We start from the raw sequence: 23,845 nt of genomic DNA, 5'->3' as shown, positions 1-23,845 counted from the left end.
TTACGACTCCTTCTTATTTGATGAGTGTTGATTTTTAGCAGAGCTCTTAGTGTGAGCGGCTTGAATCGCAGAGATGACCGCTTGTGCCTTGCCGCGAGTTTCATCGGCTTCTGCTTGTGGGTCGGAGTCGAATACCACACCAGCGCCGGCTTGAACTTGGGCCACACCATTTTCAACGTAAGCTGAGCGAATCACGATACACGTATCCAGAGTCCCTTCACCGGTTAGATAACCGACGGCACCACCGTAGCTACCACGACGTGTTTTTTCTACATCACGAATAAGCTGCATTGCGCGGATTTTTGGTGCGCCCGTTAGCGTGCCCATGTTCATACAAGCTTGATAAGCGTGCAGGGCGTCCAAATCTTCACGCAGCTGACCAACAACGCGAGAAACTAAGTGCATTACATGACTGTAGCGGTCAACTTTCAGTAAGTCAGCAACGTGGCGAGTACCTGCTTCGGCAATACGTGCCACATCGTTACGCGCGAGGTCGACGAGCATCATATGTTCCGCGTTTTCTTTCTTATCGGTACGCAGTTCAAGCTCGATGCGGCTATCTAGGTCAAAATCGATTTGGCCATTTGGGCGCTTACCACGAGGGCGAGTACCCGCAATTGGGTAGATCTCAATTTGGTTGGTTTCAGTTTCGTATTTCAGTGCACTTTCTGGCGAAGCTCCGAACAGAGTAAATAGCTCATCTTGCATGTAGAACATGTAAGGGCTTGGGTTACTTTGTTTGAGTTCTTTATAAGCCGCCAGTGGCGCAGGGCAAGGTAGAGTGAAGCGGCGTGAAGGTACCACTTGGAATACATCACCTTTAACGACATACTCTTTTAAGTCACGAACCGTTTGGCAGAAGTCTTCGTCTGAAACGCTGGGTACCGCTTCAACGTTGTCGAGCGGCGTAACTTCTGTGATAACTTTCAGTGATTGACACTGTGTTTGAATGTCCGCTAGACGCTCCGTTAATTGCACTTTGATACTGTCATCGGGAGCGAACACGCTCGCATGAAGTAGGCCTTCGTTCGCTTGGTGATCGAAACGCAAGAGTGTTTCAGCGACGTAGAAAACAAAATCAGGACAATTATTGGTTGCTTGGGCATCTCCTAGCGGTTCAAAATTCGCCACGATGTCGTAAGCGAATAAGCCTGCCATGAATAACGCGTGCTTATTATTAGCATCTTGTTCAAAACTGTGTTGAACCAAACGCAACGCATCGAAAGAAGAGGCTTCTTTTAAACGTGAGTCTTCATCTAATTCGTTGCTTGGTTCGACAAAAGTCAGCGTCAAAACGTTATCAGTAAGATCCGATGGAATTTCTGCTTTCACGTTTTGAGTGAGATGTTCGATAAGCGCTTGGCCGTTTTCAGTCAATGCTTGAAAGGTGACTTCATGTCCGCGACATACGATGCGAACAGCAGAGTCGATAAGGAGTAGGCTTGTCAGGTTCTGCTTGGATTCAATCTCAGCGGACTCCAACAGCAAGCTATCCGTTTTGTTTTCACACAAACTATGAAAAACACGGGTCGGATCTTGCGAGTAAGGAACGGAAGTATTGATAACCTCAATAGTTCCCAGCTTTTTGATTTCAATGGCCTTGTTCACAAGACCTCCTTTATGATTCTTTAAATTTCCTGTCGCACATAGTCGCATAAAGAGACTGTTCACCCAATCTAGAATGTGGTCAATTCGTTGATTTGTTCGCCAGTTGAATGTGAGATGTTCGACAAATTAAAAAAGCCCGCTTTGAAAGCGGGCTTAGTAATGACTTTTTTATAAACAAACTGTTTAACTAGAAGTACACGTTAGCCCACCAAGAACTTGTCCAAGTGCGCCACCAATTAAGCTCTGAACTTGCTTCTACTGAAGAAAGTTCTAAAACTTTATCTTTATGGTTTTGGTTAAATTCTTGTAACATGGTGAACCTATCAAATGTGATACTTCGTATTTGCGTACTAGTTAACTAGTTTTCCGCTTGCGGGTCAAGTGTGTTGACACAAATATAACGATAAAAATTGAAAACAATGAAAAAGAATATATGAGAATTGATCTACATAGTCATACAACAGCCTCAGATGGCCGACTTACTCCACCTGAGCTAATTGACCGAGCGCTGGGCTTTAACATCGAAGCGCTAGCGATTACAGATCATGACACGACGGATGGGCTTGCTGAAGCACGCAACTATATTGCTGATAACCATCTTCCCATCCAGCTGATCAACGGCATTGAGATTTCGACTGTTTGGCAAAACAAAGATATCCATATTGTTGGGTTAAACGTTGATCCTGAGTCACCCGAGCTTAAAGCGCTCATTGAGCAACAGAAGCAACACCGTATTGGACGTGCTGAGATGATTGCTCAACGTCTTGAGAAAGCGACGCGTGAAGGGGTGCTAGAAGAAGTTAAATTGATTGCGGGTGATGCGCCTATTACTCGTGCTCACTTTGCTAAGTGGTTAGTCGATAACGGCTACGCGAAAACCTTGCAGCAAGTGTTTAAAAAGTTTCTTACTCGCAATAACCCAGGCTATGTGCCGCCAACGTGGTGTTCGATGAGTGATGCTGTCACCGCCATTCATGCCGCTGGTGGTCAAGCCGTACTCGCTCATCCTGGGCGATACGGCCTAACTGCCAAGTGGGTTAAGCGCCTGCTAGCCGCATTTGTTGAAGCGAAAGGGGATGCGATGGAAGTCGCTCAACCTCAACAAGCGCAACAAGAAAGACGCACACTCGCGGATTATGCTATACAATACAAACTATTAGCCTCCCAAGGCAGTGATTTCCATTACCCATCTCCGTGGATGGAACTTGGACGTAATCTCTGGCTACCTTCTGGGGTCGAAGAAGTATGGAAAGATTGGGAGTTTCAAACGGTTTTACCAACTGATACCGATGACTGTATTTAGGTGAACCAACTCCTTCTGATGATAGAGTCGAGAGATTCGATAACGAGGATCAACAATGAGCCAGTTTTTTTATGTACACCCAGATAACCCACAAGCGCGCTTAATTACTCAAGCGGTTGCAATTATTCGTAACGGCGGCGTTGTGGTTTATCCAACAGATTCCGGTTATGCGCTGGGCTGTCAACTTGAAAATAAACAAGCACTTGAACGCATCTGTAAAATTCGTCGCATCGATGACAAGCACAACTTCACGTTATTATGTCGTGATCTTTCTGAATTATCACTGTATGCACGCGTTGATAACGTCGCTTTTCGTCTGCTGAAGGCACACACCCCCGGTGCTTACACGTTTATCTTTAAAGCAACCAAAGAAGTGCCAAAGCGTTTAATGAACGCCAAGCGTAAAACGATTGGTATTCGTGTCCCAGACAACAAAATTGCACTTGACCTGTTGGAAGCGATGGGTGAGCCATTGATGTCGACATCACTGATTCTTCCGGGTAACGAGACGACTGAGTCGGATCCAGAAGAAATTCGTGACAGCCTAGAGCATGCGGTTGACGTCATTTTGAATGGTGGCTATTTAGGTGAACAACCGACCACGGTTATTGATTTCAGTGATGATGATGCCGTGGTTTTACGTCATGGTGCAGGCGATCCAACACCGTTTGAATAATCGCTTTATTGATTAACAGTCTGTAACGATACTGCAAACCTGCCACGGTAAATAACAAGTGCTTTTGGGTGTTTTTTTTGCCATAATACGCGACCGCGATTTGGTCGCGAAAAATTCATTCGACGTCTGTGAAGACGACAATTAGGTAGAAAAGAGTAAATGAGCGAAAAATTACAGAAGGTTCTAGCGCGAGCTGGTCACGGTTCTCGCCGTGAACTAGAAGGTTTGATCAAATCTGGTCGTGTAAGTGTTAACGGTCAAGTTGCGAAACTGGGCGAGCGTCTTGAAGACGAGAACTCAGTGATCCGTATCGATGGCCACACTGTTTCAGGCAAGGCTTCTGAAGAAGTGGTTTGTCGTGTGCTTGCTTACTACAAACCTGAAGGTGAGCTGTGTACTCGCCACGATCCTGAAGGTCGCCGTACTGTTTTCGATCGTCTACCTAAGATCCGTGGTTCTCGTTGGATTTCAGTGGGTCGTCTTGATGCAAACACATCAGGCCTTTTGCTGTTCACGACTGATGGTGAGCTTGCAAACCGTCTAATGCACCCAAGCCGTCAGGTTGAGCGTGAGTACTTGGTACGTGTATTCGGTGAAGTGACTGAGCAGAAAGTTAAAAACGTTACTCGCGGTGTGCAACTGGAAGACGGCATGGCGCGCTTCGAAGATGTGGTTTACGCTGGTGGCGAAGGTATGAACCATACTTTCTACGTAGCGATTAACGAAGGTCGTAACCGTGAGGTTCGTCGTCTTTGGGAATCTCAAGAAACGACAGTAAGTCGCCTGAAACGTGTCCGTTACGGTGATATCTACCTTGATAAGAAACTGCCTCGTGGCGGTTGGAAAGAGCTCGATCTACAAGAAGTTAACTACCTGCGTGAGCTTGTTGAGCTTAAGCCTGAGAAAGAGACACTGTTGGATCTTGATCCTTCAAACACTTCTCGTAAGCGTGAGCGTTCTCGTAGCCAAAAAATTCGTCGCGCTGTTAAGCGTCACGAAGAGCGTGCAAACGCACCAAAAGGCCGTAGCAACCAAACTAAACGCAAGAAGCCTGCAACTCGCGGTACGACAACACCGGATTCAGGTCGTAGCGCTCCAGCTGCAAACAAAGGCAAACCTCAGGCTAACAAAAGCAAGCCTAAACTGAACAACGGTCGTCCAGCTAAACCGGCTAAGCCAAGAACACGTCAGTAATGACTTAAGTTGTTATGCTTAAAGCTTGATTCGCTAAAAGCACTGAATACTAAAAAACCTGCTGACTGAGCAGGTTTTTTTCTATCTAGAATATGGTGTTATTCACATCATATGGAAGTGCCTAACGAGTAGGTTAGGTCACTTTCAAATGATTAGAGAAGTTATCACCTTTTGCCATTCGGTCGTACAGAATAACATTGACCGCCGCTGCAAGGTTCATGCAACCATTGGTTGGGACGTAGATGGTTTCACGACAGAAATCTGTGATCTCTTTTTTCAACGTCCCATCTTCTGGGCCAAAGATATAAAAAGCACGTGGTGGGTGCTTATAATCAGGCAGTGGTTTCGCACCTTCTATCAAGTCAACGGCAATAGGTACACAGCCAACCGGAATAATATCTTTCAAGTCTTCCACACCGATTAATGGTAATTCAAGGTGCTTTTCTTTGGTGTCGGTATGGAACTGTCGAGCGTGATCATAACGGGTACCCGTATAAAATACAGAGTTTACTCCGTAGCAACCAGCCGCGCGCATTACTGAGCCAACATTTTCAGGCGTTTTGGGATTGACTAATCCAACACAGGCATAGCCCTTGGATAAGGTATCGGTTTTTGCTTTGGTCATAATTTTGTAGAGTTACTGTTTGGTAAAGTGATGAGGCTATCAAGTCGTAAAAAAACCAGCTCAGTAGTCTGAGCTGGTTTGAGAAGAGCCTAGTCGCGTTTCCACAACATGTGACAGAACTTATGTTCAGGGTCTCGGCTGATCAGCAGACGAGCGAATACGTCATCTAAGACATCGTCAGCTTCATTGACAAGACCAATGCGTACTTCAGCGTAGATCGTTTTGTCGACGTCAAAGCCAACATGTTCAACCCAATCGTCACCAGTTTCAACAAGTTCTGCTGCGCCACGATCTTCAAACTGAGCCGTAAATAAGATTACGTCTGCAGGTTCAAGGTTATCAGGCGCCATCTCTAGAAAGATGTCGTATGCAGTATCAATAGCATCGTCGTAAGAGATTAGGTTGTTAGCTTCGGTCATAATCAATATCTTAGCTTGCGCGGTTCATGTATTTACGTTCAGCTGTGTTCACAACAACTTTGTCGCCAGTTGCGATGTACTCAGGAACTTGAACAGTAAGGCCTGTAGACAGACGAGCTGGCTTAGTACGAGCAGACGCTGATGCACCTTTGATTGAAGGGTCAGTTTCTTCGATAACAAGTTCAACAGAAGAAGGAAGCTCAAGAGTTGCCGCGTTACCATCGATAAGAATTGCGTACACACCTTGGGTCTCTTCGTTGATGAACAGCAGTTCGTCTTCGATCGTTTCACCGTTGAAGATAAACTGTGTGTAGTCTTCGTTGTCCATAAAGATGTACTCGTTGCCATCGACGTAAGAGAACATGACAGCGCGCTTAGTGACTTCAATCGTTTCAACGATCTCGTCAGCCTTGTGGCGAACTTCTGTTTTAACGCCAGTGGCGACATCGCTACCACGGAAACGGTAAATCTTTTGACCGCCACGGCCACCTGGTGTTGTTACTTCGATATCTTTAACGAGTACTGTTTTACCATCAACGTCGATCGCAAAACCTTTTTTAATTTCACTTGCTCTAGGCATTTTGTGTTTGTCCTTAGTGGGTCTATCCGCTGATTATATCTCGGAGATGCTATAAATAGGAATAGCTTGAATCATAAAGTCACCTAGGCGATCATAGCGTTATAGTTAAATCATTATTTTATTTACCGAAACGACCTATGCAGTTACCCATTATTGATCCAACACAGCCTTTTCAATCTGAATTTCAACCTGTAGTTAACGATCTGATCACCTTTCTGAAGGGGGGGTTAGGCTCTAATTTGCACAGTGTCTATATCTATGGCAGCGTGGCACGTAAGCAAGCTGTGGTCGCTCGTTCTAATCTTGATGTGATTGTGGTGACTCATCGTCCTTTCCCCGACCAACGCACCACATTATTGAACACCATTAAGTGGCGCTTTCAAAAGAGCTTTCCGCAGGTCACTCAGGTTGCAATAAAAACGACATTGGTGAGTGAGATAGTCGATTTTGACAACATCTTTACTTGGGGGTTTATGCTTAAGCATTTAGCCGTGTGTGTATATGGTGAAGACTTATCGGATTGCTATGGTGATTTTGAAACTAGTTGGGAAATCGCTAAGCATTGGAATATGGATGTGGAAAACTGGTTAGCCGTGTATCGCAACAAAATTGCACGAGCGACAACGCCAGAACAGCAGGTCGCTGCACAGGTGATTATCGCTAAGAAGCTTTTGCGAGCGAGCTACTCGTTGGTGATGTACCGTGATAAATATTGGTTTGATGATCCGGTCGAATGTGGTCAGCAGTTCTTGAAATATCACCCGGACAGAGAAGTCGAAATCCAAAGGCTGGGCATTTTACTTTCAGGTCGTCCCATTCCTAAACGTTCAGTGATTGGCATTCTGGATGGATTTGGCGAATGGTTGGTTAAGCAGTACCAGAAAACCGAGTTCAGAATCGGATAGAGATTGATAACCGATCAATTGATACTAAAAAGCAGAGCGTGCGGAGGAGCATGTCTCTGCTTTTTTGTTTAATGAGTATATTGAGTAAAGTGTTAGAACAGCCCCAACTGCTGCCCACTGACTCTTTCAAAATCTAAACCGATGAAGGGTAGGATTGCCTCTGCGACCGGTTTGATCTGCTTGTCGATATAGTGCTGATAATCGATACCACTCTTTAAATACTCCTTGGGCTCAGGACCACTCAGAGTAATCAAATACTCAATACGTCCTTTGTTTTGATATTGAAGAGGGCGTCCTAACTGAGTATTTATCTCGTCGGCCATACGAGCTGCGCGAACCTGCGGCGGAATGTTCTTTTGGTATTCGTGTAATTTGCGGCGTAAGCGCTTTTGGTACACCAATAAATCATCATGTTTGCCTGCAGAGGTTTCATCAACAAACCGTCTAACGTAATCACTAGGATCTTGATCGTGAAAAACCATCTCATACAAGGTTTGTTGGAATTGCTGGGCGAGAGGGGTCCAATCGGTGCGTGCACTCTCAAGCCCTTTAAAGATGATCTTCTCTTGGTCACCTTGATTGATTAATCCCGCATAACGTTTCTTTGAACCTGTTTCTGAACCTCTAATCGTCGGCATGAGAAATTTGCGATAGTGAGTCTCATATTCCAATTCGAGGATAGAAGTTAAGTTGTGGGCCTCTTTTAAGTGATTCGCCCACCAATCGTTGATGTAAGCGACCAGTTCATTCCCGATCTTATCGGCTTTTTGCTGGTCATAACGGCCGTTCAGAGACACGAAGGTTGAATCGGTGTCGCCGTAAATCACTTGATAGCCTTTATCTTCTATCAGAACTTTGGTTTGTTTCATGATCTCATGCCCGCGCATGGTAATCGAAGACGCCAATCGGGTATCAAAGAAACGACAGCCAGACGAACCTAACACACCATAGAATGAGTTCATGATGATCTTAATCGCCTGAGAGAATGCCTTTTCGTTGTTCTTCTTCGCCACATCTCGTGCAGCCCATAGATTTTCAATCATCTCGGGTAAGAAGTGTTTAGTGCGGTGAAACTGCCCCCCTCGAAATCCTTCAACGGCTTGGTTGTCTGCTGGCCCCAGTTCCAACTTTAAGCCTTCAATGAGTCCCATAGGGTCTATGAGAAACGAGCGAATGATTGATGGGTACAGGCTCTTAAAGTCGAGTACCAACACCGAGTCGTATAAGTTGGGAATTGAATCCATCACATAACCGCCGGGGCTCGCCATCCAATTCTCCGGCTCTAAGTTCGGTGCGACATAACCCGCTCTGTGGATTTGGGGCAGATATAAGTTCGTAAAGGCTGCAACAGAGCCACCAACCCGATCCAGCTCGACACCGGTTAATCGAGATCGCTCAATCGCGAAGTCGAGTAGATGAGTGTGCTCGAAGATGCGGTTGACTAGCACACAATCTTGAAGGTTGTACTTAGCGAGTGAAGGTTTGTCGAACTTAAACATTCGGTTTATCTCATCCATACGGTCGTGCACGTTATGGATGTCTTTGCCTTCACCAAGCAGTTCTTGCGATACCGATTCAAGTGACCAAGAACGGAAGTGGTAGGTCGCAGTCTTAAGCATATCGATACCATCCAAGACAACGCGCCCCGGAATCGTGATAAAGCCTTGCTGATTTTGCGCGGAACTGCGAAAAAAGCTCGGTTGGTTGTCTCTGCCGATGTTGAGCTTCACTTCGTTCCAGTCTGAACGTTTGTGCAGCAGCCTAAAATCGAAGTCGATAACGTTCCAACCAATGATGATGTCAGGATCAAATTCAGAGAACCAAGCTATCATAGCTTCGAGTAGCGCTTTCTCGTTGGCAACCCATTGGATATTCGTTTCAGCGGGTTGTGCTTCGCCGACCATGATCACTCGGTTATCCATCGGGCTGTCTAGGCCAATTGAATAAAGCACGCCTTTTTCTGAACACTCAATATCAAGCGAGACCACTGATAGATAGGGTAGGTAGTCACCCGCTCGGCATTTTACCTTTGAGACTCGACGATGCTGATTTTTTTGTACAGCAGATCCAGTGAACTCAATACTGCCCTTGATAAAACGTTCCATCAAGAATCGATCGGCGAGTCGAATATCGCTTTCAAAGGTTTGGATTTCTTGGTTGTGAAAGGCTTGCGCTAAACCAAAGCTACTTCTCGACAGAGATGTGTAGCACGCGGCCAGAGGCGTCTGCTCAAAAGTGACAAGTTCTAAAGATTTAAATTGACAGTCAATCGCTTCCTTTTCTGCAATGGCTCGACAGGCTTGTACATCAGATTGGGCGATAAAAAATACCGGTTTCTCATCTTGGATACTCAGTAGAGTGGGACCTTGAGGGGTACTGAGCCATAAATCGATTTGTGTACGCCCTGAAAAATCTCTCGATTGTCTTGTGAGCACAAAGCCTTGCTGAATATCCAATGTGGTAACCTATTGATCAGGGGAGCCGAATTCTACCACTTGGTGTGCTTTTTCGCACACTCGGTTGCGCGTTGTGTTTGAATTCGCCATTGAATGGTTAGCGCACCGCCCATGGAGCGGTGCGTTGGATTCGGTTTACTTATAGCTTAATTCAGTCGCTTTGCCTTTAAAGATACGATACACGACAAAGGTATACAGCAAAATCATCGGCATCACTATCATCACGCCATAACCCACAATGATAAGTGTTGCAGGCGAAGAGGCGGCGGCTTGTGCTGTCATGATCCCCGGAACGACTTCTGGAAAAAAGCTGTAAGCAAGGCCTAAAAAGCTCAGTGCAAAAATCACTGTTACCCCAAAAAATGGCCAACGTGCGCCAAGGTCATCCACCACGGGAACCTGACGCAAATAACGATCAACTAAAAAGATCGTTGCCAGTACTACTAACGGAATCGGAGTGAGCAGTAAGATCTCTGGAAAGCTAAACCAACGCTGTGCCACTTGTTGATTTACGATGGGGTTGACAATGCTGACAGCTAAAATCCCCAATGCGGCCAACCAGCCGGCTCTCCGTGACCAGCGCGCAGATCGGGCTTGTAATTCACCTTCGGTTTTTAACACCAGCCACGCACCACCAATGTAAACGTACGCTGCGGTGACACAGAGAGCGCTTAACCAGGCGAAGCCAAACGCTTGATTGCTCTGTTCAAAGCCCATAATGTAGCGGCCGACCATGTAACCTTGTGTCAAAGCCGTTACTAAAGATCCTATTTTAAAGCACCAGTCCCAACGAGGCTTGTGATCGGCGTTCGCTTTAGCGCGAAAATCGAACGCAACCCCTCGCATAATCAAAGCGATAAGCATGATTGCTGTCGGCATATAGAGTTCAGTCAGAATCAAGCTGTGAGCGGTAGGAAAGGCGATCAACAAAATACCGACCGCCAGTACTAACCAAGTCTCATTGGCGTCCCAAAAAGGGCCAATCGAGGCAATCATCCTATCGCGTTGAGCTTCATTATCTCTCGGCAGCAGTACGCCAACACCCAGGTCGTAGCCGTCTAAAATGGCATACATAAAGACAGTAAACCCAAGTAACAGGAGATATATTTCGGGTAGATAATCAAGCATGGTTAAACCTCGTGTTTTGTCTGTGTTACTTGATGCGCGCCAATATCTTTGCGTGCTAAATAGAACAGGGTGTGAATGTAGGCCACTAACAAGGTGGCGTAGATAGCTAAATACATGGTCAGGGATATCATTACACTGCTACTGGCGACGGTAGTAACGGCTTCCGACGTTCTTAACACACCATTTACGAGCCAAGGCTGTCTGCCAATTTCAGTCACATACCAGCCCGCTAATGTTGCGACCCAACCGGAAAAGGTCATCGCGAATACGATATATAGAAAAGGTTTCGGTAGTGATTGTTTACGCGCTAACCTTGCCGTTCCAAACCAACTGACCACTAGCATGACAACACCAACGCCAACCATCACTCTGAAACCAAAAAACAAGGGTTTTACGGGAGGATGGTTTGGGGCAAATTCATTAAGTCCAACAATTTCGCCATCCAGTTCATGCGTTAAGATCAGGCTCGCGAGTTTAGGGATCCCTAATTCCAAATCATTGCTGCGTGTTTTTTCGTTTGGGACTGCGAATAGCAGTAGTGGAGCGCCTTTTTGAGTGTCCCAAACTCCTTCCATCGCGGCCACTTTAGCCGGCTGATGTTTTAAGGTATTCAAACCATGTAAATCACCGATAAAAATTTGTATAGGGATGAAGCCAGCGGCAGTCAGGAGAGCGACCTTTAAACCGAGTTTAGCTGAACGATGAGTGGGCCGTTTGATGACTTGGTAAGCCGATACTCCCGCAATCAGAAAGCTTGCCGTTAATGCTGATGCCAATAATGTATGGGCGAGCCGGTAAGGCAGTGAAGGGTTCAAAATGACCTCTTTCCAACTGGTCACGTGAACAATGCCTCCGATTAACTCATAGCCACTTGGGGTATGCATCCAGCTATTAAGCACCAAAATCCAAAATGCGGACATACTGGTTCCGAAGGCGACTAAAACCGTGGCTAATGTATGGAACCATTCCGGTACGCGTCCTCGTCCAAATAGCATGACGCCAAGAAAGGTCGCTTCCATAAAGAACGCCGTCATCACTTCATAACCTAAAAGAGGCCCTGCCACGTTACCGACTTTTTCCATAAAGCCTGGCCAGTTCGTTCCAAACTGAAAGCTCATGGTGATACCCGATACAACGCCTAAAGCAAAAGTTAATGCGAAGATCTTGACCCAGAAATAATAAAGGTCTAACCATACCGTCTCTTGTGTGCGGTTATAGCGCCATTTGAAGAACACCAAAATCCAAGCTAGGGCTATCGTGATGGTAGGAAAAAGAATGTGAAAGCTGATATTGGCCGCGAACTGAATTCGAGACAGCATGAGGGTGTCTAACATCGTGGTTCCTCAATAGTTGGCTATGTTGTAAATAGAGTTTATGTAAACTTATTACGAAATATTCCGTGGTTTGGATTGGTTTGCTAAAAAGAAAGGTCATTCAAGTCCACAGTGGCCATGATTTATATCAATTTAAGTGAAAAAATGAGCGCGATAAATTGTCTCGATATGTCTTACCGTGTTTTTAAGTGTTAGATTTTGAAAGTAAATATTACCTGTATGAGTTTGAGATGAGACGGTTCGGAATATTCTTGTTATGGATTCGTTATTTGTGAAATAAAATTACAAAATCAGATTGAATTACTCTGTGTTAAGAGTCATATCAGGGTAATGAACTTCATTAACAAAGGAAGCTCAAAAGTTCAGCTAAATAGCAGCGTCTTAAAGCGATGGGAGGTGTTTGCTCTGTGCAACCTTGGGCCTTGAATGTGAAAAATGGCGGTATAAAGCCAACCTACGGCCGTCAAAGGTGACCCATAACGGGACGGTATAAGCAAAAAAGCGAAATTGTCATGAATGGCTATTCAATAGTATTGAAAATATCTTTATCTTGTGTAATTTTATTGTGCGCTGTTTTAACTCTTTGATTTTTACGAAAAGCTTGTTGTTTTAGTTGACTTGTTTATAAATAAGTACTTGCTAAAGTTCTTGTTTCAGCACATATTCAACAAAGCTTTTTTATACTAATTAAGTTAAGATGTACTCAATGCTGTGACCCACTGCTCTTTTCTTTAATTGTTGTAAACAGACGAAATGACACAGTGGTTGCAGGGCCAATTAATAGTGTGGAGATACAAGTTTGATAAATGTTTTCCTTGTAGATGATCACGAGCTGGTTCGCACAGGGATACGACGTATTATTGAAGACGTCCGTGGAATGAACGTAGCAGGGGAAGCTGAAAGCGGTGAAAATGCTGTCAAATGGTGTCGTACTAATAATATTGACGTTATTTTGATGGATATGAATATGCCAGGTATTGGTGGCTTAGAAGCAACCAAGAAAATTTTACGTTTCAATCCTGATATTAAAATTATCGTTTTAACGGTTCATACGGAAAATCCATTTCCGACTAAAGTGATGCAAGCTGGGGCTGCGGGTTACCTTACTAAAGGTGCAGGTCCGGATGAAATGGTCAATGCTATTCGAATGGTCAATAGTGGCCAGCGATACATTTCACCAGAAATTGCGCAGCAGATGGCTTTAAGCCAATTCTCGCCTGCATCTGAAAATCCATTCGCAGACTTATCTGAACGTGAACTTCAAATTATGATGATGATTACGAAGGGTCAGAAAGTGACGGATATTTCGGAACAACTCAATCTAAGTCCTAAGACCGTCAATAGTTACCGTTACCGTTTGTTTAGCAAACTGAATATCAGTGGTGATGTGGAACTGACTCACTTAGCGATTAGACATGGAATGTTAGACACTGAGACCCTTTAACGTATCGTGACCAACTTGTTTGACTCAGTTGAATTCCTCAAGACAGTAACAGAGCAGCCCGGCGTTTATCGTATGTATAACGCCGAGGCTGTTGTTATCTACGTCGGTAAAGCTAAAAACCTCAAAAAACGCTTGTCCAGTTATTTCCGTAAAAAAGTCGACAGTGAAAAAACACGCGCTTTGGTCGGTCATATCGATAAAATTGATGTCACCGTTACGCACACGGAAACAGAAGCACTCATTCTTGAACACAATTACATCAAACAGTACTTGCCTAAATATAATGTACTTCTGCGTGATGATAAGTCGTACCCTTATATTTTCATTAGTGGTCATAAGCATCCTCGTTTGTCGATGCATCGTGGTGCTAAGAAGAAAAAGGGCGAATACTTCGGGCCTTACCCTGATTCCGGTGCTGTGCGTGAGACGCTGCACCTCATCCAAAAGATTTTCCCTGCCCGCCAGTGTGAAGATACCATTTATGCCAACAGAACCCGTCCATGCTTGATGTATCAGATTGGTCGTTGTGCAGCGCCATGTGTCAGCTCTATTATCTCTGATGAAGAGTACCGTGAACTTATCGACTACGTTCGTTTATTCTTACAAGGGAAAGACAAATTAGTCCTTGAGACGCTCATCGGTAAAATGGACAAGGCAAGTCGAGAGCTGCGTTTTGAACAGGCGGCCGCTTTCCGTGACCAAATTCAAGCGATTCGACGTGTACAAGAGCAACAGTATGTATCTGATGATTCAATGGAAGATATGGATGTGCTCGGATTCGCTCAAGAGAATGGCGTAGCTTGTATTCATATCTTGATGATTCGCCAAGGCAAGGTTTTAGGCAGTCGAAGTCATTTCCCGAAAATTCCCAACAATACGGTGCGAGAAGAGGTCTTTTCGAGCTTTTTAAGCCAGTATTATCTAGCACATAATGAAGCCAGAACCATCCCGACGCGTCTGATTCTGAATGCGGATTTGATGGAAGATGTTACACCGATTCAACAAGCTTTGTGTGACGTCGCCGGGCGTAAGATTCACTTCAATACGCACCCTTCAGGCACCCGAAGCCGTTATCTTAAGTTGTCGAATACCAATGCATTGACGGCGATCACGACTAAGATTAATCACAAAATGACGATTAATCAGCGTTTCAAAGCGCTTCAAGAAGTGCTATCGATAGACTCTATCAAGCGGATGGAATGTTTTGATATCAGTCATACCATGGGTGAAAGTACGATTGCCTCTTGTGTGGTATTCAATCAAGAAGGCCCGGTTAAAGCTGAATACCGCCGGTATAACATCACGGGTATTACTGGTGGTGATGACTATGCGGCGATGGCACAGGTTCTTGAACGACGTTACTCGAAGCAACTCGATGTCGACAAAATTCCAGACATCATCTTTATCGATGGTGGCAAAGGTCAGTTAAACCGCGCGCATGAGATCATTTCTCAATATTGGGGGGATTGGCCATTTAGACCAAGAATGATGGGGATAGCGAAAGGGGTAACACGTAAGCCGGGTTTAGAAACCTTGGTGACCCTTGAAGGTGAAGAGTTTAATCTACCAAGTGATGCACCCGCACTGCACCTTATCCAACACATTCGTGATGAGAGCCATAATCATGCGATAGCTGGGCACAGAGCCAAACGAGGTAAAACTCGTCGAACCAGTGCATTGGAAGGAATTGAAGGTGTAGGACCGAAGCGTCGTCAATCTCTGCTCAAATATATGGGTGGCTTACAAGAACTTAAGCGTGCAACTGTCGAAGAAATAGCCAAAGTGCCGGGTATTAGTCATTCTTTGGCAGAAAACATTTATCAAGCATTGAAACAATAGTAAAAATCCCGCACCATTGAAGCGCAATTAATAAGAGCCTAATAATATGCGTTTGAATATACCTAATATTTTGTCCTTACTGAGACTGTTTCTGATCCCAGTATTCGTTGTCGTCTTTTACTTACCTTATCAATGGGCTCCTTTTGCTGCTGCGATGGTTTTTTGGGTAGCAGGTTTTACTGACTGGCTCGATGGCATGTTAGCTCGTAAGTTGGGGCAAACCTCTCGCTTCGGTGCATTTATTGATCCGGTCGCTGACAAAGTGTTGGTTGCTACGGCTCTTATCTTGATCACTGAGCATTACCACTCGATTTGGATCACGATCCCAGCGGTCACCATGATAGCTCGTGAGATCATCATTTCAGCGCTTCGCGAATGGATGGCTGAGATTGGTAAACGCGCAAGTGTTGCGGTTTCTTGGGTTGGAAAAGTGAAAACCCTTTCTCAAATGTTCGCGTTGTGGGTGCTGATTTGGCGTTATGACGATTGGATGATTTGGGTTGGCTACATCGCACTTTACATTGCAACAATTCTAACTTACTGGTCTATGGCGCAATACTTGACGGCAGCCAAAGACGATTTGCTGGACGAAAAACACCATTGATAGAGAAGCGAGCTGAGGCTCGCTTTTTTGATCTTTAACTTTCGGTGAAGTGATTAATAATCGGTATCTAATGTGATTTAGGTCTCCTTTGAATAACACGTTTGCAGTATGTTTTGCCTATAAAGTCAGCTATTTGGCCTGTTTCGTATGAAATTTATTCAAACGAATTAAAAATACAAAAAATATTATTGACTCAATCGTCTTAATCCGTAGAATGCATCCCGTACCCAAGAGGATGGCTTTGAGCGATACTGTTGGAGATACTAAGGCGCCTTGGCAGAGTGGCTATGCAGCGGATTGCAAATCCGTGGACCTCGGTTCGACTCCGGGAGGCGCCTCCATTCTTTCTCTTAGTTTGATAAGTTAAGAGATAATAAGAATGAAAATGCGATACTAGCTCAGTTGGTAGAGCGCAACCTTGCCAAGGTTGAGGTCATCGGTTCGAACCCGATGTATCGCTCCAAATTTTGTAATGTTGATTGGCATCAGCATTAAGATGGTGTTTTACTTTTCAGTAATCGGCATCGCAATAAAGAATTGCGTGCCCTGGTGGTGGAATTGGTAGACACAAGGGATTTAAAATCCCTCGGCGTTCGCGCTGTGCCGGTTCAAGTCCGGCCCGGGGCACCATCTATTTAAGTCTTTATTTCGGTAAAGCAAATGCGATACTAGCTCAGTTGGTAGAGCGCAACCTTGCCAAGGTTGAGGTCATCGGTTCGAACCCGATGTATCGCTCCAAATTAAGAAGCCCGAACAGAAATGTTCGGGCTTTTTGGTTTCTGGCGTTTAGCTTTTGTGTGTAATTACTCTTCTTGTTTGAACCCGCACTCAAAATTTCGCAATCAAGTTAGTTTTTAAAAGTGAGACTCCCTATGAACTCATTCTTCGCGCTAGGGAATGACGGAAAGGCGCAATAGCCGCAAAGCCATCACTAACACCGCGTGTATACCTATCTCATCATCCTTGGGCTGGAGAAACGCATGAATCGGAGTCTCATTCCCCTACGGTAGTATTAACGATATTTTCAGCAATCCCTTAGCCACCACTGCTATTTATCAAACTATGATTAAAAACTATTGATCGTTCATTTCACTCTATGTTACTTTTCTGCGCAATCTCGGAATGAACGATGCTTAAAAAGAGCAGCGATTGCTTCTGGGGGAGACGCGTAATGACCATTCTTGCTGATTGGGACATTACGTAGGGTAGGTATCGGCTATTCCTTTAGCTGATAGACGGGATACTTATGGCGCAGTTCGCCATGTTAATGGGAAACCCAACATTGAACACACTAATTACAACATTGCTAATCAGCTCTGCATTTCCAAAGGGACCAGCTCCTCATCGCTGTCCAATCCTGCAAAAATGTCCAATTCTTCAAAACAGTAGCATTACTGAACCTTGAGCTCACGCTAACTAATTTTTGCTGTCCTAAGACGGCCTAATTTCGTATTCGTCATTTGACTTATGCGAGCGTAACGCTATCTCTCATTTCTAACATACCTGTGCTTCACGATGAACTCTCTGCCAATTTAAAGAGGGAGCTAGTGGATCATTGCGCCTAATGGAAGTGAGTATGAACACATTCAAGGGGACTTTTATGACTACCGCCTTTGAAGTCGATATCAATACTATCGCAAATTCATTTTCAACCATGGTTCCTATCTTAGAGGGAACGTATGACCTAACACCTGACGCCATTTTGCTGGAGCAAGAGCAGCATGAGTCGGATGTTCGCTCTTACCCAAGACGCCTACCGATTGCGATTAAACGTGCATGTGGTGCTTTAGTTGAAGACACCCGTGGCCAACTCTTTCTTGATTGCTTAGCCGGGGCGGGGACTCTTTCTCTGGGCTATAATCATCCTGAAATCAATCAAGCTCTTAAAGATCAACTCGATTCAGGTTTACCTTATCAAACTCTTGATATTACGACTCAAGCAAAAGAGACGTTTATCAAGCGAGTAAAAGCCTTTCTTCCTCAGGACTTTTCAACGAACTCGGTGCTTCAATTTTGTGGCCCATCGGGCGCTGACGCTGTGGAAGCGGCGATCAAACTCGCCAAGCAAACCACCGGTCGTAATACCATGTTTGCTTTCCGTGGTGCTTACCATGGCATGACGAACGGCACTATGGGCATGATGGGTAATCTCGGAACTAAAGAGCGTCGTAGTGGCTTAATGTCAGACGTTCACTTTATGCCTTTTCCATACAGCCTTCGTTGTCCGTTTGGTCTCGGTGGCGAAGCCGGAGCTAACGCGAGCATTCGTTACATTGAGCGTATGTTAAATGATGATGAGTCGGGCATCATGAAACCTGCTGCGATGATCGTTGAACCTGTGCAAGGTGAGGGCGGAGTGATTCCTGCTCCAGCCTCTTGGTTGCAAGGCCTACGTCGTATTTGTGACGAGCACGGCATCCTACTGATTTTTGATGAAATTCAGTGTGGTGTGGGTAAAACGGGTCATCGATTTGCATTTGAAGAAGCAGGCGTTAACCCTGATATCTTATGTTTGTCTAAAGCGATCGGTGGCGGATTGCCTATGTCGCTGCTTGTGTTCGATAAGAGCATTGATACATGGAAAGCGGGTGAGCACACCGGTACATTCCGTGGTAACCAATTAGCCATGGTGTCAGGTGCTAAAGCTCTGGAAATCATCGAGCGTGATGGTCTAGTTGAGCACGCGAACGTCGCAGGCCAATATTTACGTCATGGGCTTGAGAAGATTCAATCGCGTGTGAGCTGTATTGCTGAAGTGCGTGGTAAAGGCTTGATGCTTGGTGCTGAGATAAAAAAAGCCAATGGTGAGCTTAATAAGTTTGGCGAACCACAATCAGACGGCGAATTAACCCTAGCGATTCAACGAGCCGCATTAGAGCGTGGCTTGATGGTTGAAAAGGGTGGTCGTGATGGTTCGGTGATTCGTTTCCTTCCACCAATGATTATCTCTTTTGAGCAGATCGACTTCGCACTCCGCGTGATGGAAGATGCGATCGTCGCAGCCGGTGGTGGTTTGCAACAAGCTCCAGCTTCAAGTGAACAAGGTAACCATGAATGGAACAAGCATTTCATCCAGACAGGTTTCGGTGGCAGCGACGAATTCGTTAACGTGATGAACCAAACGACGCAAGCGATGAAATCTGTTTTTGAACAGGTTGAAACCCCATACTCAGGTTTAGACCCTAAAGTGCTAGAAGCCGCCATCAAGGCTGTTGACCTCGATAACAACCAACACGCTTTGGTTGATGTTGTTGATAGCACAGCAGACCTTGTCGCGGCTAACTCCATCTTCGTGCAACACCCAGATTGTATTGCACACCTTCACACGCCTCCTCTTATGGCTTCGGTCGCGGCGGAATCGATGATTGCGGCGTTGAATCAATCAATGGATTCATGGGACCAAGCGTCTGCGGCGACGTATGTCGAGCAGCGTGTGGTGGATTGGATGTGCGACAAATACCAACTTGGCGCACGAGCTGATGGTGTTTTCACTAGCGGCGGCACGCAAAGTAACTTAATGGGTTTATTGCTGGCGAGAGACTGGGTTGCCGATAAGCATAATGGTCATTCTATCCAAAAGCTTGGCTTACCAGAATACGCGAGCAAGCTTCGTATCTTATGTTCAAAGAAATCTCACTTCACGGTTCAAAAATCGGCCTCTTTAATGGGGCTCGGCGAAGCCGCCGTGTGCTGTGTGGATACTAACGCTAACGGTACCATCAAAGTGGATTTGTTAGACGCAGAAGTGAAAGCGCTGAAAGCCCAAGGGTTGATTCCTTTTGCTGTGGTTGGTACCGCGGGTACAACCGATCATGGCGCTATCGATGATCTTGAAGCGATAGCCAAAATCGCAAATCAACAAGATCTTTGGCTCCATGTCGATAGTGCATACGGCGGTGCACTTATTTTAAGTAGCCATAAAGCTCGCCTGAAAGGCATCGAGAAAGCGGACTCAGTGAGCGTTGATTTCCACAAGTTGTTCTTTCAAACCATCAGCTGTGGTGCTGTGCTTCTCAAAGACAAAGCGAACTTTAAGTACCTATTGCATCACGCGGACTACTTAAATCGCGAACACGATGAACTGCCAAATCTAGTCGATAAATCTATTGCGACTACCAAGCGCTTCGATGCATTGAAAGTCTTTATGACGATGCAAAGTGTTGGGCCAAAGCAGCTGGGTGATATGTACGATCATCTCTTAGAGCAGACGCTTCAAGTCGCCGATCTTATTCAGAAGCATGACGATTTTGAACTGCTTGCTGAGCCGTCACTGTCTACTGTGCTGTTCCGCTCGCGGCCGAGTAATGAGCAATCAGCAAACCGCGTTATTGATTTAGATAAACTGAATCAAACGTTAAGACTGGAAGCGCTGACTCGTGGTATCGCTGTACTTGGCGAAACGGTCGTCGACGGTAAAAGTGCACTGAAATTCACTATCTTGAATCCATGCTTAACGACATCAGATTTCAAATCTCTAATTAACAAAATTCAAACTTTAGCGATTGAGCTAGCAGAACAACAAGGATAATTTAAACTATGGCTATTCTACAAATTGGTGCAGGCGGCGTCGGTTGGGTTGTTGCACACAAAGCAGCGCAAAATAACGAAGTACTGGGTGATATTACCATCGCTTCTCGCACCATCGCGAAGTGTGAAAAAATCATCGAATCGATTAAGGGTAAAAATAACCTGAAAGATTCAACTAAGAAACTAGAAGCACGTTCAGTAGACGCTGATGATGTTGATGCGCTTGTTGCTCTGATTAAAGACGTTCAGCCGGATCTCGTGATTAACGCGGGTCCTCCTTGGGTAAACATGGCTATCATGGAAGCGTGTTATCAAGCGAAAGTCTCTTACTTAGATACATCAGTCGCGGTTGACCTATGCTCTGAAGGCCAACAAGTACCACAAGCTTATGATTGGCAGTGGGGCTACCGTGAGAAGTTCGCTGAAGCGGGCATTACAGGTATTCTTGGTGCGGGTTTTGATCCCGGTGTGGTTTCGGTATTTGCGGCATACGCGGTTAAGCACTTGTTCGATGAGATTGATTCCATTGATGTAATGGACGTGAACGCTGGCGACCACGGTAAGAAGTTTGCAACTAACTTCGATCCAGAAACAAACATGTTGGAGATCCAAGGCGATTCTTTCTACTGGGAAAATGAAGAGTGGAAGCAAGTGCCTTGTCACTCTCGTATGCTTGAGTTTGATTTTCCAAACTGCGGTTCTCACAAGGTGTACTCAATGGCGCACGATGAAGTTCGTTCAATGAAAGAGTTCATCCCTGCGAAACGTATCGAGTTCTGGATGGGCTTTGGTGATAAGTACCTAAATTACTTTAACTGCATGCGTGATATCGGTCTTCTTAGCCCAGATCCGCTAACACTGCACGATGGTACCGTGGTTCAGCCGCTTCATGTTCTTAAAGCGTTGCTGCCAGACCCGACATCTCTCGCTCCGGGTTACACAGGTTTAACGTGTATTGGTACTTGGGTTCAAGGGAAGAAAGACGGAAAAGATCGTAGTGTATTCATCTACAACAATGCCGACCATGAAGTGGCTTACGAAGACGTAGAGCATCAAGCGATCTCTTACACAACGGGTGTTCCTGCGATCACGGCAGCGCTTCAGTTCTTCCGTGGTGAGTGGGCGGATAAAGGCGTATTCAACATGGAACAGCTCAACCCAGACCCGTTCCTAGCAACCATGCCGGAAATCGGTCTAGATTGGCACGTTCAAGAGCTGGAAGCTGGTCAAGGTTTACCTTTAATTCATGAGCTGAACAAATAATCTCTATAATACGCATGAGATTCCCAACTACGGTCCTTCGTCCCTATCGGGAATGACGGGTTAGCGTCGTCATTCCGTACAATGAGGTACGAGCGTGATACGGAATCTCTAAAAGCGTTTTGAGATTTTTAGTTTATCTACATTTATCAAGCCGATGCAGTAGCGTCGGCTTTGTTCGACTTTATGGTGAATAGATAATGCAAAAGAGCGAACTTAAAACCCCATACTTTATGATCAACGAAAATAAGTTGATTGCGAATTTAGAGATAGCTTTACAGCTGAAAGAGATTTCAGGTGTAAAGCTGGTATTGGCACTCAAGTGCTTCTCGACTTGGGGTGTGTTTGACATCATCAAACCTTACCTCGATGGCACGACAAGCTCTGGTCCATACGAAGTGAAGCTTGGTCACGAAACCTTTGGTGGTGAGACGCACGCTTACAGTGTCGGCTACAGCGAAGATGACGTGAGAGAAGTTGCTGACATCTGTGACAAGATGATCTTTAACTCTCAAAGCCAACTTGCTGCTTACCGTCATATTGTTGAAGGTAAGGCTTCACTGGGTTTGCGTTTAAATCCTGGTGTGAGCTATGCAGGACAAGACTTGGCTAATCCAGCACGTCAATTCTCGCGTTTGGGTGTGCAGGCGGATCACATCAAACCAGAAATCTTCGATGAGATTAATGGTGTGATGTTCCACATGAACTGTGAAAACAAAGATGTGGATGCGTTTATTGGCTTGCTAGATTCTATCTCTGAGCAGTTTGGTGAATATCTCGACAAGCTAGATTGGGTAAGTATGGGTGGCGGTGTGTTCTTCACATGGCCTGGCTATGACATCGAAAAACTTGGCCTTGCGCTGAAAGCCTTCTCTGAAAAACACGGCGTTCAAATGTATTTGGAACCGGGTGAAGCCATTATCACGAAAACAACAGACCTAGTTGTGACTGTGGTCGATATTGTTGAGAACGTGAAGAAAACAGCGATTGTAGATTCGGCAACAGAAGCACACCGCCTTGATACGCTTATCTACAACGAGCCAGCATCGGTGTTGGAAGCGTCTGAAAATGGTCGCCATAACTACGTGATTGGTTCGTGTTCATGCCTTGCAGGCGATCAGTTCTGCGAAGCAAGGTTTGATGAGCCACTTAAGATGGGTCAAAAGCTGCACCTGTTAGACAGTGCGGGTTACACCATGGTGAAACTGAATTGGTTTAATGGCTTAAAAATGCCATCTATCTATTGCGAGCGCAGTACTGGCGAAATTCAAAAGCTGAACGAATTTGGCTATGAAGATTTTAAACGCTCATTGTCACAATGGTCGGTCAAATAGCTGAATTGATTATGAAAAATAATAAAAAGAGCAGCGAATGAGCTGCTCTTTTTGTATCGTTGGATCTTGCTCAACTAAGTGATAACTGAGTTACCCCTCAATCACCACGCGAGTATCTTCGCTTAGTGTTTCTAGCTCGTTTACTACATCGTCAATTTTTACTTCGACGGGCAGTTTAATAGCAATCTTAGAGGTGAATAAGCTTGAGCTAACACCGCCGCCGCCAGCGATGAAGACTCGATTGCAATCCATATCTAGAATACTGATCCCTTGTCTATCTAGCACATGGGTTATTTCGTTAACGATCCCTGCTCGATCATTCGAGTCGAGCCTTAGGTGATGGATCGTCTCTTGAACATTGTGAGTTTGGTCTGAATCGACAAACTGAACGATGAGATCAGGGTTAGCGTTGAAGGCCTCTTTAACAATGGATTCGTTAATGGCTGGAAGCTGAACCTTAAGTACGCCTGCGACTTGGTCTTCAATAAAGTTTACTTTACTGATGAGCCATTTGCCGTTGTTTTCATGAGTCACCGCAGCAAGTTGTTTGATTGTTGCTGGTGACGCTTTCCCAATAAAGTTTACGATAAATGTACTGTTCATATCAGC

19 protein-coding genes, 4 tRNA genes and 1 other annotated feature are annotated in these 23,845 nt (G+C 45.2%); of the genes, 14 read left to right on the top strand and 9 right to left on the bottom strand.

Going from position 1 to position 23,845, the window contains the following annotated elements:
• Nucleotides 1-1,608 carry an anthranilate synthase component 1 gene (locus tag OCU36_RS08140; RefSeq protein WP_261837541.1) on the bottom strand — a complete coding sequence of 536 codons (1,608 nt, stop codon included), beginning with the start codon at nt 1,606-1,608 and terminating at the stop codon, nt 1-3.
• A gap of 126 nt (nt 1,609-1,734) precedes the next feature.
• Nucleotides 1,735-1,849, bottom strand: a sequence feature (Trp leader region).
• Nucleotides 1,796-1,921 carry a trp operon leader peptide gene (locus OCU36_RS08135; RefSeq protein ID WP_009848753.1) on the bottom strand — a complete coding sequence of 42 codons (126 nt, stop codon included), beginning with the start codon at nt 1,919-1,921 and terminating at the stop codon, nt 1,796-1,798. It overlaps the preceding feature by 54 nt.
• 120 nt (nt 1,922-2,041) lie before the next feature.
• Between OCU36_RS08135 and rnm the strand changes: the two genes are divergently transcribed.
• From rnm to rluB, 3 genes are all read left to right on the top strand, one after another.
• The gene (gene rnm, locus OCU36_RS08130) at nt 2,042-2,911 is read left to right on the top strand and encodes an RNase RNM (RefSeq protein ID WP_261837540.1); all 870 of its coding nucleotides are present in this window, start codon (nt 2,042-2,044) and stop codon (nt 2,909-2,911) included.
• A 55-nt stretch (nt 2,912-2,966) separates the two neighbouring features.
• Nucleotides 2,967-3,587, top strand: coding sequence for an L-threonylcarbamoyladenylate synthase (locus tag OCU36_RS08125; protein ID WP_261837539.1), 621 nt, complete (start codon nt 2,967-2,969; stop codon nt 3,585-3,587).
• 159 nt (nt 3,588-3,746) lie between these two features.
• Nucleotides 3,747-4,781 (top strand): 23S rRNA pseudouridine(2605) synthase RluB, encoded by a 1,035-nt coding sequence (gene rluB, locus OCU36_RS08120; protein ID WP_017055112.1) that lies wholly within the window; start codon nt 3,747-3,749, stop codon nt 4,779-4,781.
• A 133-nt stretch (nt 4,782-4,914) separates the two neighbouring features.
• On the opposite strand, the gene OCU36_RS08115 is transcribed toward rluB, so the two are convergent.
• From OCU36_RS08115 to efpL, 3 genes are all read right to left on the bottom strand, one after another.
• A complete protein-coding gene (locus tag OCU36_RS08115; RefSeq protein ID WP_261837538.1) occupies nt 4,915-5,406 on the bottom strand; it encodes an RNA methyltransferase in 492 nt (163 codons plus the stop codon).
• Nucleotides 5,407-5,495: 89 nt separating this feature from the next.
• Nucleotides 5,496-5,825, bottom strand: a complete 330-nt coding sequence (locus OCU36_RS08110) for an HI1450 family dsDNA-mimic protein (protein WP_261837537.1) — start codon at nt 5,823-5,825, stop codon at nt 5,496-5,498.
• A 10-nt stretch (nt 5,826-5,835) separates the two neighbouring features.
• Nucleotides 5,836-6,405, bottom strand: coding sequence for an elongation factor P-like protein EfpL (gene efpL, locus OCU36_RS08105; RefSeq protein ID WP_261837536.1), 570 nt, complete (start codon nt 6,403-6,405; stop codon nt 5,836-5,838).
• Between the two features lie 137 nt (nt 6,406-6,542).
• Here efpL and OCU36_RS08100 point away from each other — a divergent pair, with 137 nt between their 5' ends.
• Entirely contained in the window at nt 6,543-7,310 is a 768-nt protein-coding gene (locus OCU36_RS08100) for a nucleotidyltransferase domain-containing protein (RefSeq protein ID WP_261837535.1), read from the top strand.
• Nucleotides 7,311-7,402: 92 nt separating this feature from the next.
• Here OCU36_RS08100 and OCU36_RS08095 read toward each other — a convergent pair whose 3' ends face one another.
• From OCU36_RS08095 to OCU36_RS08085, 3 genes are all read right to left on the bottom strand, one after another.
• Nucleotides 7,403-9,766 carry a DNA polymerase II gene (locus tag OCU36_RS08095; RefSeq protein ID WP_261837534.1) on the bottom strand — a complete coding sequence of 788 codons (2,364 nt, stop codon included), beginning with the start codon at nt 9,764-9,766 and terminating at the stop codon, nt 7,403-7,405.
• A gap of 135 nt (nt 9,767-9,901) precedes the next feature.
• Nucleotides 9,902-10,894 carry a cytochrome d ubiquinol oxidase subunit II gene (locus OCU36_RS08090; protein ID WP_261837533.1) on the bottom strand — a complete coding sequence of 331 codons (993 nt, stop codon included), beginning with the start codon at nt 10,892-10,894 and terminating at the stop codon, nt 9,902-9,904.
• A 2-nt stretch (nt 10,895-10,896) separates the two neighbouring features.
• Complete coding sequence (locus OCU36_RS08085) at nt 10,897-12,228, bottom strand: cytochrome ubiquinol oxidase subunit I (protein WP_261837532.1); 1,332 nt, start codon at nt 12,226-12,228, stop codon at nt 10,897-10,899.
• Nucleotides 12,229-13,027: 799 nt separating this feature from the next.
• On the opposite strand from OCU36_RS08085, the gene uvrY reads away from it, so the two are divergent.
• From uvrY to nspC, 10 genes are all read left to right on the top strand, one after another.
• Nucleotides 13,028-13,672 (top strand): UvrY/SirA/GacA family response regulator transcription factor, encoded by a 645-nt coding sequence (uvrY, locus tag OCU36_RS08080; RefSeq protein ID WP_261837531.1) that lies wholly within the window; start codon nt 13,028-13,030, stop codon nt 13,670-13,672.
• 6 nt (nt 13,673-13,678) lie between these two features.
• Nucleotides 13,679-15,511: an excinuclease ABC subunit UvrC gene (gene uvrC, locus OCU36_RS08075; RefSeq protein ID WP_261837530.1), complete on the top strand. Its 1,833-nt coding sequence runs from the start codon at nt 13,679-13,681 to the stop codon at nt 15,509-15,511.
• A gap of 46 nt (nt 15,512-15,557) precedes the next feature.
• Entirely contained in the window at nt 15,558-16,115 is a 558-nt protein-coding gene (gene pgsA, locus OCU36_RS08070; RefSeq protein ID WP_261837529.1) for a CDP-diacylglycerol--glycerol-3-phosphate 3-phosphatidyltransferase, read from the top strand.
• Between the two features lie 267 nt (nt 16,116-16,382).
• Nucleotides 16,383-16,456: transfer RNA gene (locus tag OCU36_RS08065), tRNA-Cys, on the top strand.
• Between the two features lie 46 nt (nt 16,457-16,502).
• Nucleotides 16,503-16,578 (top strand) — tRNA-Gly (locus OCU36_RS08060).
• Nucleotides 16,579-16,658: 80 nt separating this feature from the next.
• A tRNA-Leu gene (locus OCU36_RS08055) sits at nt 16,659-16,745 on the top strand.
• A 32-nt stretch (nt 16,746-16,777) separates the two neighbouring features.
• Nucleotides 16,778-16,853, top strand: a tRNA-Gly gene (locus OCU36_RS08050).
• A gap of 838 nt (nt 16,854-17,691) precedes the next feature.
• Nucleotides 17,692-20,643 carry a pyridoxal phosphate-dependent class III aminotransferase gene (locus OCU36_RS08045; protein WP_261837528.1) on the top strand — a complete coding sequence of 984 codons (2,952 nt, stop codon included), beginning with the start codon at nt 17,692-17,694 and terminating at the stop codon, nt 20,641-20,643.
• Between the two features lie 8 nt (nt 20,644-20,651).
• Complete coding sequence (locus tag OCU36_RS08040) at nt 20,652-21,905, top strand: carboxynorspermidine synthase (RefSeq protein ID WP_261837527.1); 1,254 nt, start codon at nt 20,652-20,654, stop codon at nt 21,903-21,905.
• A gap of 197 nt (nt 21,906-22,102) precedes the next feature.
• Nucleotides 22,103-23,236 (top strand): carboxynorspermidine decarboxylase, encoded by a 1,134-nt coding sequence (gene nspC / locus OCU36_RS08035; RefSeq protein WP_261837526.1) that lies wholly within the window; start codon nt 22,103-22,105, stop codon nt 23,234-23,236.
• Nucleotides 23,237-23,326: 90 nt separating this feature from the next.
• Here the strand turns inward: nspC and OCU36_RS08030 are convergent, their stop codons facing one another.
• A complete protein-coding gene (locus tag OCU36_RS08030; protein ID WP_261837525.1) occupies nt 23,327-23,839 on the bottom strand; it encodes a glycine cleavage system protein R in 513 nt (170 codons plus the stop codon).
• Between the last annotated feature and the right edge of the window lie 6 nt (nt 23,840-23,845).

Origin of the sequence: Vibrio artabrorum (genome assembly GCF_024347295.1) — a bacterium.
Lineage (GTDB): Bacteria > Pseudomonadota > Gammaproteobacteria > Enterobacterales > Vibrionaceae > Vibrio > Vibrio artabrorum.
This window is presented reverse-complemented; position numbering and strand designations above follow the sequence as displayed.